Origin of the sequence: Nostoc sp. ChiQUE02, assembly GCF_034531305.2 — a bacterium.
Classification (GTDB): Bacteria; Cyanobacteriota; Cyanobacteriia; order Cyanobacteriales; family Nostocaceae; genus Nostoc.
This window is the reverse complement of sequence record NZ_JAVRBN020000028.1, coordinates 38636-52168: the sequence shown is the minus strand read 5'-3', so window position 1 is coordinate 52168 and position 13533 is coordinate 38636. Positions and strand designations below refer to the sequence as shown.

The window sequence follows — 13533 nt, the reverse complement described above, 5'->3', positions numbered from 1 at the left end:
ATACTACTATATCACTCGTGTCAATCTAAAATTTCAGGTTATCGGCACGGCTCATGGGTCGAGTGGGCTGATTTGCCGGCGGCTGGGCGAAGTTGTTATTGGATAGAATTGCGATCGCCCGAGCATATTGTGGATCGCTCCTAGTTCCGATTAAATCTGGATTAGAAGCTAACTGCCGCTCTTGTGCCTCTGTCAAGTCTAGCTTGATATCTGGTGTAATCCCTTTATGGTTAATATCCGTTCCCGCCGGGGTGTAGTAATGGGCAATGGTAACTGCCAAGCCGGAACCATCTGCGAGTTCGTGAACTGACTGCACTAAAGCCTTGCCAAAGGTTTGACCACCAACGACTACCGCCCGTTTATTATCCTTGAGTGCCCCTGTGAGGATTTCGCTAGCACTAGCTGAATTACCATCCACTAAGACCGCCAAAGGACGATTTGTCAGAGCAGTGCGATTGGCTTTAGTTTCTTCAGTGCCGCCCACACGGTCTACTGTCTTGACAATGCCGCCGTTATCGTACCACATCCGGGCAATTTCAATACTCGCCTGCAACAAACCGCCAGGATTTCCCCGCAAATCCAAGACATAAGAATCAACTTTCTTAGTATTCAAATCGCGGATGGCTCGTTGCATTTGTTCTGCGGCGTGAGCGCTAAATTCCCGCAAACGGATATAGCCAACGCGGCGATTTCCTTCTTGCTTGAGGGTATAACGTACCGTTGGCACTTCAATATTTGCCCTCGTCAGCTTCAAATCAAAGGCATTTAGCCCTGTTCGTCCCAGCCGTAGCTTGATGGGAGTACCCGCTTTGCCACGGATTAACTTAGAGGCGTCATCCACTTTCATTTTGAGAGTGGGTTTGCCGTCAATTGCCAAAATTTCATCGCCTGCTTTGATCCCAGCTTTCAACGCCGGAGAATTTTCTATAGCTTCGACAACAGTGAGCCGCTGAGTTTTTTCGTTTACTTCCATCCGAATGCCAATGCCAGAGACTTCCCCAGATGTTTGGTTAGTCAGGGCTTCAAACTGTTGGGGATCCATGAACCGAGTGTAAGGATCTCCTAACTTTTGCAAAGCTTCACGGATGGCAGCATAAGCTTCTTCCCGAGAAGAATAGTCTTTGCTCAACAGGCTTTGCCTAGTTGCTTGCCAATCTTGTTGATTAAATTTGCCATCAACATATTCATGATTCACCAGTTGCCAAACTTGGTCAACTATCGTTTTTGGGCTGTCTTGTAGGGCTAGGGCGGCACGGACACCACGAGTCCAAGCAGAGCCAAACACAGACATAGTAGCAGTCGTGGCGATCGCTCCACCAATCAAGGCTACTTGGAGCGGCGAGTAACTTTTCGCAGATTGGTTCATGTATATTAGCTGGAATAATTGTGTTGTTGACAGTTTAGCAATCAGGCTTTCCAGAAAATTTTAAGTTTTTATACTCCAAACTCAGCTATTTTTTCTTCACCATTTTTATCGTTGAATGATGCCGAAACTACCGCATTATTAACAACCATTTCTCAGTTTCTTAGCCTTCTCCGGAAGGCTATACTGAACATGTGACACTTTGATTAGCGTCATGTTTGCATTCTAGATTACTTTTATAAGATAGCACTTTGTTCACTGAATTGCAGTACTGTTATACAGCCATTAAATCAGTTTTTATTACCTAAGTCATGAAACGCAAATTTACCATCAAATCATTAATTTCTATTAAAAATAATTTGGCTAATCTGTGGCAATTGTTACAAAAACTAAGTGGTGGATTGTACGTTGTCTTGGGTGTTTGGCTGATTTTTACTACTATAACCTTAGTTTTTGCTTCTTCGCAGCCAGTAGATGCCTTCTTTGTACTTGGTGGTAGTATTCGTCGAGAAACTTATGTTGCCCAACAAGCAAAACAATATCCGCAAACCCCAATTTTAATTTCTCATGGTTCCCCAGACCCCTGTATATTGTTAATTTTTCAGCCGGAATTAGCAGAGTTACAAAACGTTTGGTTAGAAAAGTGCGCGAATTCTACCTTTGAAAATTTTTATTATGGTATCCCGATTCTGCGGCGTTGGGGAGTGCATAAAGTCATGTTGATTACTTCGCCAAGTCATTTACCCAGAGCTAAATGGATGGCACAGATTCTTTTGGGCGCTCATGGTATTTGGGTAGAGACAGAGATTGTTCAGGAGTTGGGTGTTCCTGGTAATCGTGAATCTTGGGTCAAAACTGGATTAGATGTAACACGCAGCTTATTTTGGGCGGTTTTAAGTCAAATTATTCAACCGCAATGCTCAAATGTGACAAGGCTTACCCAAGTAGATATGCAAGCTTGGGAGGATCGAGGTTTTCATTGTGAACACCAAGGGGGGTTGAGGAGATAACTTACTCGTAATGCGTTCACATACGAATTATCTTGACTATTTGCTCTGATTCGATGACCTCATATACCAACCGTTGCTGTATATTTATACTCCGAGAATAAGCACCTGATAAGTCACCAACCAGCTTTTCATCAGGTGGAGGATTTTGAAAAGGATTTTCTTTAAGGGCTGCGAGTAATTCCTCGGCCTTTTCCTTAGAGAATGTCATAGCCATTGTTAAAAATCTAACTATGACAAAAGCTTACGTATCTCTTCCAAAAAATGGTTGGATTACGGTTTACGATCAAATGTCAGGTTATGAATTTAAATATACTGAGATTCGTAAGTTCTCTGAAAATTTATCTGCCAATCTTTCAACTGTAGCATTTGCTTTTATAGCAAAAGTTCCCATTCTTGCAGCATCAAAATAGCATCTCTATACAAAGACAAATCTACCTGGTGAACTTCTATTCCCTGTCCGATTCCTTGTAGAAGGGTGATTGTCAATTTTCCTCCCAAGTGTTCACGGAACTCGGTAAGTCCCTTAAATAGACAATGCGGATGGTCTAGCTGATCTAATTGCTCTGTCAGTGCTGATACGTACAAGGTAAAGCCTAATTTCTTGAGTGTACTTAAAACTATTTGCCACTCTGATTGCAACAGTTGCCCTGTTAAATATGAATAGGTTGTATCTAAAGCAATGCCGATCGCTACAGCTTCGCCATGACGTAGGCTGTAATTAGTTAAATGCTCTAGTTTATGAGCAGCCCAGTGTCCAAAATCCAAAGGACGCGATGAACCCATTTCAAAGGGATCGCCACTACCAGCAATATGCTCTAAGTGCAACTGGGAACAGCGATAAATCAGCTTTTCCATTATGTCCATGTTTCGATTAGCCAATTTCTCGGCATTAGTCATAATGAAATCGAAGAAATCTGCATCTTTAATCAGCGCTACTTTGACTGCTTCTGCAATACCCGATCGCCAATCTCGCTCGTCAAGGCTAGTGAGAAAATCAAAGTCATTCAAGACAGCATAAGGTGGCATGAATGTACCCAAAAAGTTTTTCTTGCCAAAAGCATTGATTCCATTCTTTACCCCTACGCCCGAATCGTTTTGCCCTAATACTGTTGTCGGTACTCTTAGCAGCCGAATTCCTCGGTGAGCCGTTGTTGCTGCGTATCCTGCCATGTCTAGCACGGCTCCACCTCCAATTGCTAAGACGTAGGAGTGACGGCACAATCCAGCTGCATTGATCTGCTGATGAATTTGCTCTATAAATCTAGAATCGTTCTTGACTGCTTCTCCACCCGGAACTACTATCGGCTCACCGCTTAGTGTTAGTACATCTTCATAATGCTGGGCATAGACTGATAACTTTTTTAGCAACCCATCCTGGTACTGTAAAAATCCTCCATCTACCACTGCTAGCACTTGTTTTGGGGTTGTCTCCCCATCTGCGGCAATCACTTGTGCGAGTAAAGGATTATCTAACTGAAACAGACCTCTAGTGAAGTGAACATCATAATTGAAGCTCACGCGGACACATTGGTTAATTGGTTGCAGATTAAGAGCGGTTTTTTGTTGAATAATCATTTGAATATTATTGCTTTTTAAGTAACTGTAAATAGATGCACTACTTCAATGAAAAATTACAGGAAAATAAACTTAGAAAATCTATTAAACACTTCTATCTTGAAATGATTTATTAGACAGATTTAGCTACTAAATAAATCACAGTTTTGAAGTGCCTTCATCCTGATAAATAAGTTCAAAATAACATTAGGTTGCAATTTTTATTGATGCTTAGACTTTATATCTTAGGCTGGCAATGTAGATCATTATTACATAGAATTCTAATTTTTTTCCGTAAGACAATTTTAGGATTTATCTAATCAAAATCGGATCTTTACAGTATCTTCTTTAAAATTGGGAGATTTTTATAGATTCAGTGAAGTTCTGATCTCGGTAGTATATTATCTAACTGCTTCAATTCCAAAGTATCAAGTTTAGTGGTAGATTTTATACTTGGTTGTCACAAAAAAGTTGGGCAACTTCTCCTGAAATTCATCATGAGTAAAGTAAACAAGTTACTGCATCATTGGCTGTTAAAGTCTGTTTCAGAGAAAGCTTTTGCTTGGCTGGAACAGAAGCAAGCACAGATTGCTAGCGGCGCTGCTGAGAGAGTGTTTTTTACGGCTTTTAGTGCTGTGCCGCGTTATCTAGGTAAACAGGATTTGCAGCTAACATTCCAGGACTTGGAAGCAGCAGAAGATGTGATTCCCGGTTGGTATCCTGGTAATTGGAGTGTAGATCAAGCAGGTCGCACACTCTTGCTTCTAGCTTTGCCCCACAATGATGCCCAGGGGTATGTGCGATCGCTTGATCAAGTCTTCTCCACTGCCGATATGGGGGAGTTGGTTGTCCTTTACCAAAGTTTGCCCCTTTTACCACATCCAGAGTTACATCGCCACCGTACTGCTGAGGGAATTCGCAGCAATATGAGTAATGTATTTCAAGCCATAGCACTACGTAACCCTTACCCAGCAGATTATTTAGACAATGCTGCTTGGAATCAGATGGTGCTGAAGGCTGTGTTTGTTGGCAGTCCGTTGCATCTAATTTGGGGTCTAGATCGGCGTGCGAACCCAGAATTGGCGAGGATGTTGGCAGACTATGCCCATGAACGTTGGGCAGCTAAACGCTCAGTTACGCCAGAACTTTGGCGACCTGTAGGGCGGTTTGCCGATAGCGCAATCATCACAGATTTGGAAAAAGTACTGGCTGAAGGGGATATAGATGAGCAAAAAGCAGCAGCATTAGCTTGTGCTGAGTCTCCTTTACCCCAAGCGCAAGCGTTACTTTCTACTTACCCAGATTTACAGTCATCCATTCAACAAGGTAATCTGACTTGGAGCAGTTTTAGCCGCGATGCGTGCGGCGAGCTACGCTAACGCTTGTCAGTTTACAAATGAAGAAGGGAATAGGGTACAGATTATTCCCTATTACCTGTCACCTCTCCCCTAATCCCAATGCCCAATTCCCAGTAATTAAAACCATGATGTTCATTGATCCTCACATTCACATGTGTTCCCGCACTACTTACGATTACTTAGTAATGCGGGAATATGGTATTGTCGCCGTTATTGAACCAGCCTTTTGGTTAGGACAACCCCGAACCAACGCTGGTTCATTTAAAGACTACTTCAGTAGTCTTGTGGGCTGGGAACGGTTTCGTGCTAGTCAGTTTGGCATCCAGCATTACTGCACAATTGGACTAAATCCGAAAGAAGCTAACAATGAAGCGCTAGCAACAGAAGTTATGGAACTGCTACCACTTTACGCCTGTAAAGAAGGTGTTGTTGCCATTGGTGAAATTGGCTATGACGATATGACAGAAGCAGAAGATAAGTACTTTTGTCAACAGTTAGCATTAGCTAAAGAACTCGATATGTTAGTACTAATTCATACTCCTCACCGCAATAAAAAGGCAGGTGCTAGTAAGAGTATGGATCGCTGTATTGAATATGGTTTAGATCCCTCACAAGTAGTTATCGATCACAACAACGAAGAAACCGTTGAAGAAGTATTAGGACGGGGTTTTTGGGCAGCTTTCACGATTTACCCACAGACGAAGATGGGTAACGCCAGGATGGTAGAAGTTGTCCGCAAGTATGGACGCGATCGCATCATTGTAGATAGTAGCGCTGATTGGGGTATTAGCGATCCTTTGGCAGTCCCAAAAACGGCTCAGTTGATGTTAGATAGAGGCATTCCTGAAGAACATGTGCGAGCAGTTTGTTATGAAAATGCCCTAGCTGCTTATAGTCAAACTGGGCAGATGAAAGCTTCAGATTGGCTCAATCCTCAATCTATCGATCAACGTCAAATGTTCAGTGGTAATTCTGTGCTACGGGGACAAGAACCAGGAATCAAATCAGTTTCAGATTTTGTGTTGATTGAGTAGAAAATTGGGGAGAGACGCGATTAATCGCGTCTGTAGTGGGAAGTAGGAATTGCATAAATGATTTATCTGTAATATGCGGTTTATTTTGAAAAATTACTAGGCAGGGAGGCAGATAAGTGAATGTTGCAAGCTTAAAATTTCAAAGCTGGCGGGGTTATTTGGAATTGATGCGTCCTGCTAATATTGTTACTGCTTGGGCGGATATTCTTGTTGGTTTTGCTGCTTCTGGCTCTGGGATTATTTTTGTTCAATTAATTAATGGAGAATCAAATTTGCCTGTACTAATTCCATTAGCTTGGTTGTTATTGGCTACAACTGGTTTATACGGCGGCGGTATAGTTTTTAATGATGTTTTCGATGCAGACTTAGATGCAAAAGAGCGGCCAAATAGAGCAATTCCCAGTGGTCGCGTATCTCGTCAAAATGCTACCTTATTGGGAAGTCTACTATTTGCAATCGGTATTATAGCTGCATTTCAAGTATCTTGGTTAAGTGCTGCGATCGCAACATTTATCACTCTTTCATCCCTCCTGTATGACTCACTGTCCAAACACCATCCTTTTTTTGGCCCTTTAAATATGGGTTTGTGTCGTGGCAGTAACTTATTATTAGGTGTAAGTACTGTACCTGCAATAATAGGAGAACGTTGGTATTTAGCACTAATTCCTGTTCTTTATATTGCTGCTATCACCGCAATTAGTCAGGGTGAAGTTCACGGAGGTAAGCAGATTACGGGATTACTAGCACTACTGCTAATTGCAATAGTTTTGACAGCAGTTTTAGCTTTAGGATTATTAGAAGACTATAGAGCGATCGCAGCCCTACCATTCGCTATTTTATTAGCTATCAGAATCTTGCCTAACTTTATCAAAGCGGCACGGGAACCGATAGCCGAAAATATCCGCAATGCTGTGAAAATAGGTGTTTTATCTCTAATAGTATTAGATGCAACCGTTGCATCTGGTTTTGCTGGTTTGTATTACGGTTTATTCGTTCTAATTTTGCTACCATTTTCGATGAAGTTAGCAAAAGTATTTGCTGTTACTTAAATTTGAATGTATACACCCAGTAATACCATTAATTGGCTCTAGGGGCGCACATCTATGCGCCCCTACCCATGAATATGTAGCAAGTATTTTGTAAAATAGTTTAAGCCAAAGAAAACAGATTACATATACAAAGGATAGAGCTAGAAAATGAAAATTACAAAAAACCATAATTTTCACTTAACTTATTGCAGTAATATTCATCCTGGTGAAACTTGGCTAGAGGTTTTCGCTAATTTGGAGAAGTATATTCCCAAACTCAAATCACGTTTATCGCCAACAGAACCTTTTGGTATTGGCTTGAGGTTAGCAGATGTTGCAGCAAAAGAACTTTTAGAAAGTAATAACTTGGCTCAATTCCAAACTTGGCTAACTCAACAAGATTTATATGTTTTCACCTTAAATGGATTCCCTTATGGCGGATTTCATCGACAGGTGGTAAAAGACCAAGTTTATGCACCAGATTGGTCTACACAAGAACGGGTTAATTATACATTAAACTTGGCACACATTTTAGCTAGTCTATTACCCCAAGGACTTGATGGCGGAATTTCTACACTACCATTATCCTATAAACCTTGGTGGGTAAAAGACCAAGCAACTTTCGAGATTGTTCTAAAAAAGAGTTGTTTGAACATAGCATCAGTTGTTGTAGAAATGATTCGTATCTCTGAAGAAACAGGCAAGATTCTTCATATTGATTTAGAACCTGAGCCTGATGGTTTAATTGAAAATACCTCAGAAGTAATTGACTTTTATCAAAATTGGTTATTGCCCATTGGCAGTAGTTATTTATCAGAAAAGTTAAATATTGAGCAAGATTTAGCAGAGACTAAATTGCTAGAACACGTTCGAGTTTGCTATGACACGTGCCATTTTTCAGTTGAATATGAGCAGCCAAATTCTGTATTTACACGTTTGCAATCGGCAGGAATTAAGATTGGGAAAATTCAAATTAGCGCTGCAATTAAAGTAAAAATACCTGCTGAGGTTGAAAAGCGTAGTTTGATAGTTGAACGCTTACGTCCTTTTGCAGAATCTACCTATCTTCACCAGGTAATAGAACGTCGTAGCGATGGTACACTCCATCATTATCCTGACTTAATAACTGCATTACCACATTTAGAGCAATCTCTAGCTGAAGAATGGCGGACTCATTTTCATGTCCCAATTTTTATTCATGATTATCAGATTTTGCAATCTACGCAAGATGATATTGCTACTGTTTTACAACTACTTCAGACAAATGATGCTTGCTCACATTTAGAAATTGAAACTTACACTTGGGACGTATTGCCATCAGAAATGAAGATAGATATGCTGACTTCTATTCAGCGTGAATATGAGTGGGTATTAAAAGAATTAGTCGCAAATTAAAAAGGAAGTAAGCTTATGCAGAAAATAGTTATTTTAAATGTCGTCGGATTAACGCCCAGTTTACTAGGAGAAAACACGCCATTTTTATCTTCTTGGGCGGCTAAAGGGCAAGTGCTTCCTATCAAAAAAGTGTTACCTGCTGTAACTTGTTCAGTTCAAGCTACTTATTTAACAGGAAAATTGCCTGATGAACATGGAATTGTCGCTAATGGTTGGTACTTCCGCGATGAGTGTGAAGTGAAATTTTGGCGGCAATCTAATAAACTAGTACAGGCTCCCAAAGTTTGGGAAATAGCTAAATCAATCGATCCAAATTTCACTTGTGCCAACCTTTTTTGGTGGTACAACATGTACTCGACAGCAGATTACGCGATTACACCGCGCCCGATGTATCCCGCAGATGGGAGAAAATTACCTGATATTTATACACATCCTAGTGATGTGCGATCGCAAATTCAATCTGATTTAGGAAATTTCCCTCTGTTCGATTTCTGGGGGCCAAAAACTTCCATTAGTTCTAGCCAATGGATTGCCAATTCCGCAAAATGGATTGAGGAACGTTACAGCCCGACATTATCACTAGTTTATCTACCACATTTAGATTACTGTCTGCAAAAATTTGGTAACAATCAAACACAGATTAAAGCAGATTTGCAAGAAATTGATGCTGTTTGTGGTGATTTAATTGAATATTTTCAAGCACGTAATACTCAGGTAATTATTCTTTCTGAGTATGGCATTACCTCAGTTTCTAAAGCTATGGATTTAAACCGCGTACTACGGGAAAATGGTTTAATTGCTGTGCGGGAAGAATTAGGGCGAGAACTGCTCGATTTTGGTGCTAGCATTGCCTTTGCCGTTGCGGATCACCAAATTGCTCATGTATATGTGAACGATCCAGCATACATCCCGAAAGTGCGATCGCTTTTAGAAGCGACTCAAGGCGTAGCGCAGGTATTGGATGAAGAGGGTAAACAAGCCTACCATCTGAATCATCCTAGATCGGGGGAGTTGGTGGCGATCGCTCAACCTGACGCTTGGTTCACCTATTATTATTGGCTCGATGATGCCAAAGCGCCTGATTTTGCTAGAACTGTAGATATCCACCGCAAACCTGGTTACGATCCTGTAGAACTTTTCCTCGATCCGCAAATAAAATTTCCTCAAGGCAAAGTTGCTCTCAAGTTACTTAAAAAACAACTGGGTTTCCGCTACTTAATGGACGTAATTCCTCTGGATGCTTCCCTGGTGCGTGGTTCTCACGGTAATATCACCACTTCTGTTGCTGAAGGGCCTCTATTTATCACCCATCAAACTCACCTAGTTAATGAACATCAAATTGAGGCGACAGATGTTTGCTCGTTGATTCTCAAACATTTAAATACCTGAAAGGCAGTCAACTTAGAGCCAGGGGGAATGGAATTCGCGGCTACACAAGCGTACTCCCGCTACGCGAACGGAGAAGCAAGCTACACGTAGCGTCTCGCAGAGAAGTGCACCTAAGAGAAAATTAAGGTTTTTTAACCCACGGAGGTGGGTTTTGCCTGTATAGACGCGGTTTCTAACCGCCCTTTTAGCTTTTACATCTTACCAAAATACAAAAAAATTCCTTGTAATTCATAATCATATCGAGTATGCTTTATATATAAACTCGTTATGACTATGAATTAGATTGTTCTATCAGTAGGTATCCATCTACTGACTAAAATGTAGTGTGGGCAATCTGAGTAACTTACATGGAGAGCTTCTTTACCGATGACTGAACCCCAAAACTTGACAACTGCTGATGGTATTCCAGTTAGCGATAACCAGAACTCACTTACAGCTGGAGCGCGTGGCCCTGTATTAATCCAGGATTTCCACCTTATAGAAAAGCTGGCTCATTTCAACAGAGAACGTATTCCTGAAAGAGTTGTCCACGCGAAAGGTGCTGCTGCTCACGGCACTTTGACTATTACCAATGACATTACCCGCTACAGTAAAGCCAAACTTTTTTCTGAAATTGGCAAGAAAACGGAACTTCTCTTGCGTTTCTCTACAGTCGGAGGAGAAAAAGGTTCAGCAGATGCCGAGCGCGACCCTAGAGGTTTTTCCCTCAAGTTTTATACTGAGGAGGGTAACTGGGATCTTGTAGGTAACAATACCCCGATTTTCTTCATCCGCGACCCTTTGAAGTTTCCTGATTTCATCCATACTCAAAAGCGCAATCCCCAAACCAATTGCAAAGACCAGAATGCAAAGTGGGATTTTTGGTCACTCAGTCCAGAATCGCTTCACCAGGTGACGATCCTCTTTTCAGATCGGGGAATTCCCAAAACCTATCGCCACATGGATGGCTTTGGTAGCCATACCTTCAGTTTAATTAATGCTGAGGGCGATCGCGTTTGGTGTAAATTCCACTTTAAGACTCTACAAGGGCATCAAACCTTGACGGAGGAAGAATCCGCTAAGATTAAGGGCGAAGATCCAGATCATGCGACTCATGATTTGTTTGAAGCGATCGCTAAAAAAGACTATCCTAAGTGGCGGATGTGTATTCAGGTGATGACTGAAGAGCAAGCAGCAAAACATCCTGATAATCCTTTTGACTTGACCAAAGTTTGGAAACAAGGCGAATATCCTTTAATTGAAGTCGGGATATTAGAGCTAAATCGCAACCCTGAGAATTATTTTGCCGAAGTAGAGCAAGCCGCTTTTAGCCCTAGTGCAGTGGTTCCTGGCGTTAGTTTCTCTCCAGACAAAATGCTGCAAGCTCGAATTTTTTCTTACCCAGATGCTCAACGGTATCGCTTGGGTGGTAACTATCAGCAACTACCTGTCAACCAGCCCAAATGTCCAGTGATGCATTATCAGCGAGATGGCTTTATGGCATCGGGGAACAATGGCGGTAGCGTTCCTAACTATGAACCGAATAGTGCTGAGGGTACGCCCAAAGAAAATCCAGCTTATGCAGAGCCACCTAGTCATTTGGGCGATGTCACAGTCGATCGTTACAGTCATCGTGAAGGAAACGACGATTACACCCAAGCTGGTGATCTGTATCGGTTACTAACTCCTGAACAGCAAGAGCGTCTCGCTAAAAATATTGTCGGTAGTCTCTCTCAAGCAAGGGAAGACATCCAAATGCGCCAACTTTGCCACTTCTTCCGGGCAGATATTTCTTATGGTCGTCGTGTAGCTGAAGGATTGGGCATTTCAATCGATCCCTCAATGTTTTCTCATGAAGCTCAACCTGTAGGTAACTGGTAGCCTTATCCAATTTTGTGGGGTGGGCATCTTGCCCGCCCTAAAGCAAATTCATTTGATTAGCTTACAAAATCAATCGAGGTAATTAAATATGAAATTAACAGCAACAGAAAAAGGCTTATTAATCCCTAAAGAACTATTAGGAGAAAACCAAGAGTTTGAGATTATTCAAGAAAATGGGAAAATTATTATTACTAGCATTAAACAAACATCTTCTATTTGGGATTTAGGTTCAAATCCTGTGGAATGTGATGTAACAGATAGTGCAATTAACCACGATCGCTATCTCTATAACCCATGAAAAGTATCTACTTTTTGGATACCAGCTATATTTTAGCTCTGGAAATCAAAAATGAAGATGCTCATCAAAAAGTATTACAAAATTGGGCTACTTTAATAAAGTCCAAACCTGTTTTAATGACAACAACATACATTTTTGATGAAGTGGTTACTTTTTTTAATAGTCGAAATCTTCATTATAAAGCAGTTGAAGTTGGTAATCGGTTATTGGAAAGCTCTGATATAGAATTAATCGAAATCGATCGAACTCTATTTAATCAAGGGTGGGAATATTTTCAAAAGCATAAAGACAAATCTTATTCTCTCACTGATTGTTTATCATTTATCGTTATGCAACAACGAGAGATTGTTACGGCTTTAACCTTAGATAATCATTTTTATCAAGCTGGATTTCAAGTTTTACCATCATAAATGAGTTCAGAGGCTCGTTAACGGAGATAAAATACTCGTTGATGGAGATAAAAGCCTCGTTAACGGAGCTAAAATACTCGTTGACGGAGATAAAATACTCGTTAACGGAGATAAAAGCCTCGTTGACGGAGATAAAATACTCGTTGACGGAGTTCAGAGGCTCATTAAGTAGAAAAATAAAAATATTTACAGTAATTGCGATCGCACCCTTCGCAAAGCATATCGTAGAGAAGTAGTTGTAGGTTGTGCGATCGCATTATTTCGCTTCACTGCATTCGTAATAACATTGTGTAATTAATTATGTTGCCTACTTATTAGACTGGGATTTGAATTCCAAGCGGGTAATGCAGCCGATGCAGATTACCTAAATTACTGAAACCAACGGGAAACAAAAGCAACCATTCTCCTGAATAAAGGCTGACGATTCCGCCGCAAGGATTCCAGACTTTCACGAGTGTTTATTGTATTGGGATGATTTGCCCCCAGGAGACGTTTTCTCATCGCCAAAGCTTCGATATACAAAGGTTCGGCATCGCTGTACCTTCCCTGTGATTTGTAGAGTGCTGCCAAATTGTTCAGGCTAGTTGCCACTGAGGGGTGTTCATCCCCCAGCAGACGTTTTCTCATCGTCAAAGCTTCGATATACAAAGGTTCGGCATCGCTGTACCTTCCCTGTGATTTGTAGAGTCCTGCCAAATTGTTCAGGCTAGTTGCCACATCAGGGTGTTCATCCCTCAGCAGACGTTTTCTCATCGCCAAAGCTTCGATATACAAAGGTTCGGCATCGCTGTACCTTCCCTGTGATTTGTAGAGTCCTGCCAAATTGTTCAGGCT

General features: G+C 41.3%; 14 protein-coding genes. 10 read left to right on the top strand and 4 right to left on the bottom strand.

Going from position 1 to position 13533, the window contains the following annotated elements:
- Nucleotides 1-25: 25 nt before the first annotated feature.
- Nucleotides 26-1366 (bottom strand): carboxyl-terminal processing protease CtpB, encoded by a 1341-nt coding sequence (ctpB, locus tag RM347_RS24615; RefSeq protein ID WP_322718491.1) that lies wholly within the window; start codon nt 1364-1366, stop codon nt 26-28.
- A gap of 308 nt (nt 1367-1674) precedes the next feature.
- Between ctpB and RM347_RS24610 the strand changes: the two genes are divergently transcribed.
- Nucleotides 1675-2373, top strand: coding sequence for a YdcF family protein (locus tag RM347_RS24610; RefSeq protein WP_322718490.1), 699 nt, complete (start codon nt 1675-1677; stop codon nt 2371-2373).
- A 16-nt stretch (nt 2374-2389) separates the two neighbouring features.
- On the opposite strand, the gene RM347_RS24605 is transcribed toward RM347_RS24610, so the two are convergent.
- Complete coding sequence (locus RM347_RS24605) at nt 2390-2587, bottom strand: Txe/YoeB family addiction module toxin (protein WP_322718489.1); 198 nt, start codon at nt 2585-2587, stop codon at nt 2390-2392.
- A 16-nt stretch (nt 2588-2603) separates the two neighbouring features.
- On the opposite strand from RM347_RS24605, the gene RM347_RS24600 reads away from it, so the two are divergent.
- Nucleotides 2604-2783, top strand: coding sequence for a hypothetical protein (locus tag RM347_RS24600; protein ID WP_322718488.1), 180 nt, complete (start codon nt 2604-2606; stop codon nt 2781-2783).
- Here RM347_RS24600 and RM347_RS24595 read toward each other — a convergent pair.
- The gene (locus RM347_RS24595) at nt 2746-3948 is read right to left on the bottom strand and encodes a 3-dehydroquinate synthase (RefSeq protein ID WP_322718487.1); all 1203 of its coding nucleotides are present in this window, start codon (nt 3946-3948) and stop codon (nt 2746-2748) included. The genes RM347_RS24600 and RM347_RS24595 overlap by 38 nt on opposite strands.
- 476 nt (nt 3949-4424) lie before the next feature.
- On the opposite strand from RM347_RS24595, the gene RM347_RS24590 reads away from it, so the two are divergent.
- The 8 genes from RM347_RS24590 to RM347_RS24555 all read left to right on the top strand — a co-directional run bounded on the left by RM347_RS24590 (nt 4425) and on the right by RM347_RS24555 (nt 12699).
- Nucleotides 4425-5306 carry an EboA family metabolite traffic protein gene (locus RM347_RS24590; protein WP_322718486.1) on the top strand — a complete coding sequence of 294 codons (882 nt, stop codon included), beginning with the start codon at nt 4425-4427 and terminating at the stop codon, nt 5304-5306.
- Between the two features lie 104 nt (nt 5307-5410).
- Complete coding sequence (locus RM347_RS24585) at nt 5411-6319, top strand: TatD family hydrolase (RefSeq protein ID WP_322718485.1); 909 nt, start codon at nt 5411-5413, stop codon at nt 6317-6319.
- A gap of 116 nt (nt 6320-6435) precedes the next feature.
- Complete coding sequence (gene eboC / locus RM347_RS24580; RefSeq protein WP_322718484.1) at nt 6436-7368, top strand: UbiA-like protein EboC; 933 nt, start codon at nt 6436-6438, stop codon at nt 7366-7368.
- A gap of 147 nt (nt 7369-7515) precedes the next feature.
- Nucleotides 7516-8742 (top strand): metabolite traffic protein EboE, encoded by a 1227-nt coding sequence (eboE, locus tag RM347_RS24575; protein WP_322718483.1) that lies wholly within the window; start codon nt 7516-7518, stop codon nt 8740-8742.
- A 15-nt stretch (nt 8743-8757) separates the two neighbouring features.
- Entirely contained in the window at nt 8758-10131 is a 1374-nt protein-coding gene (locus RM347_RS24570) for an alkaline phosphatase family protein (RefSeq protein WP_322718482.1), read from the top strand.
- A gap of 366 nt (nt 10132-10497) precedes the next feature.
- A complete protein-coding gene (locus RM347_RS24565) occupies nt 10498-11991 on the top strand; it encodes a catalase (RefSeq protein ID WP_322718481.1) in 1494 nt (497 codons plus the stop codon).
- Between the two features lie 88 nt (nt 11992-12079).
- On the top strand, nt 12080-12289 hold the full coding sequence (locus RM347_RS24560) for a hypothetical protein (protein WP_322718480.1): 210 nt from the start codon (nt 12080-12082) through the stop codon (nt 12287-12289).
- Entirely contained in the window at nt 12286-12699 is a 414-nt protein-coding gene (locus RM347_RS24555; RefSeq protein WP_322718479.1) for a type II toxin-antitoxin system VapC family toxin, read from the top strand. The genes RM347_RS24560 and RM347_RS24555 overlap by 4 nt, the downstream gene beginning before the upstream one ends.
- Before the next feature lie 369 nt (nt 12700-13068).
- Here the strand turns inward: RM347_RS24555 and RM347_RS24550 are convergent.
- A partial coding sequence (locus RM347_RS24550; protein ID WP_428850607.1) for a tetratricopeptide repeat protein occupies nt 13069-13533 on the bottom strand: 465 nt, incomplete at its 5' end.

What these genes read in the sequence shown, in the direction of transcription:
- RM347_RS24605 (WP_322718489.1), bottom strand. Translation starts at nt 2,587, where the DNA reads ATGGCTATGACATTCTCTAAGGAAAAGGCCGAGGAATTACTCGCAGCC.
- RM347_RS24595 (WP_322718487.1), bottom strand. Translation starts at nt 3,948, where the DNA reads ATGATTATTCAACAAAAAACCGCTCTTAATCTGCAACCAATTAACCAA.
- RM347_RS24560 (WP_322718480.1), top strand. Translation starts at nt 12,080, where the DNA reads ATGAAATTAACAGCAACAGAAAAAGGCTTATTAATCCCTAAAGAACTA.
- RM347_RS24585 (WP_322718485.1), top strand. Translation starts at nt 5,411, where the DNA reads ATGATGTTCATTGATCCTCACATTCACATGTGTTCCCGCACTACTTAC.
- RM347_RS24555 (WP_322718479.1), top strand. Translation starts at nt 12,286, where the DNA reads ATGAAAAGTATCTACTTTTTGGATACCAGCTATATTTTAGCTCTGGAA.
- RM347_RS24565 (WP_322718481.1), top strand. Translation starts at nt 10,498, where the DNA reads ATGACTGAACCCCAAAACTTGACAACTGCTGATGGTATTCCAGTTAGC.
- ctpB (WP_322718491.1), bottom strand. Translation starts at nt 1,366, where the DNA reads ATGAACCAATCTGCGAAAAGTTACTCGCCGCTCCAAGTAGCCTTGATT.
- RM347_RS24600 (WP_322718488.1), top strand. Translation starts at nt 2,604, where the DNA reads ATGACAAAAGCTTACGTATCTCTTCCAAAAAATGGTTGGATTACGGTT.
- RM347_RS24570 (WP_322718482.1), top strand. Translation starts at nt 8,758, where the DNA reads ATGCAGAAAATAGTTATTTTAAATGTCGTCGGATTAACGCCCAGTTTA.
- eboE (WP_322718483.1), top strand. Translation starts at nt 7,516, where the DNA reads ATGAAAATTACAAAAAACCATAATTTTCACTTAACTTATTGCAGTAAT.
- RM347_RS24610 (WP_322718490.1), top strand. Translation starts at nt 1,675, where the DNA reads ATGAAACGCAAATTTACCATCAAATCATTAATTTCTATTAAAAATAAT.
- RM347_RS24590 (WP_322718486.1), top strand. Translation starts at nt 4,425, where the DNA reads ATGAGTAAAGTAAACAAGTTACTGCATCATTGGCTGTTAAAGTCTGTT.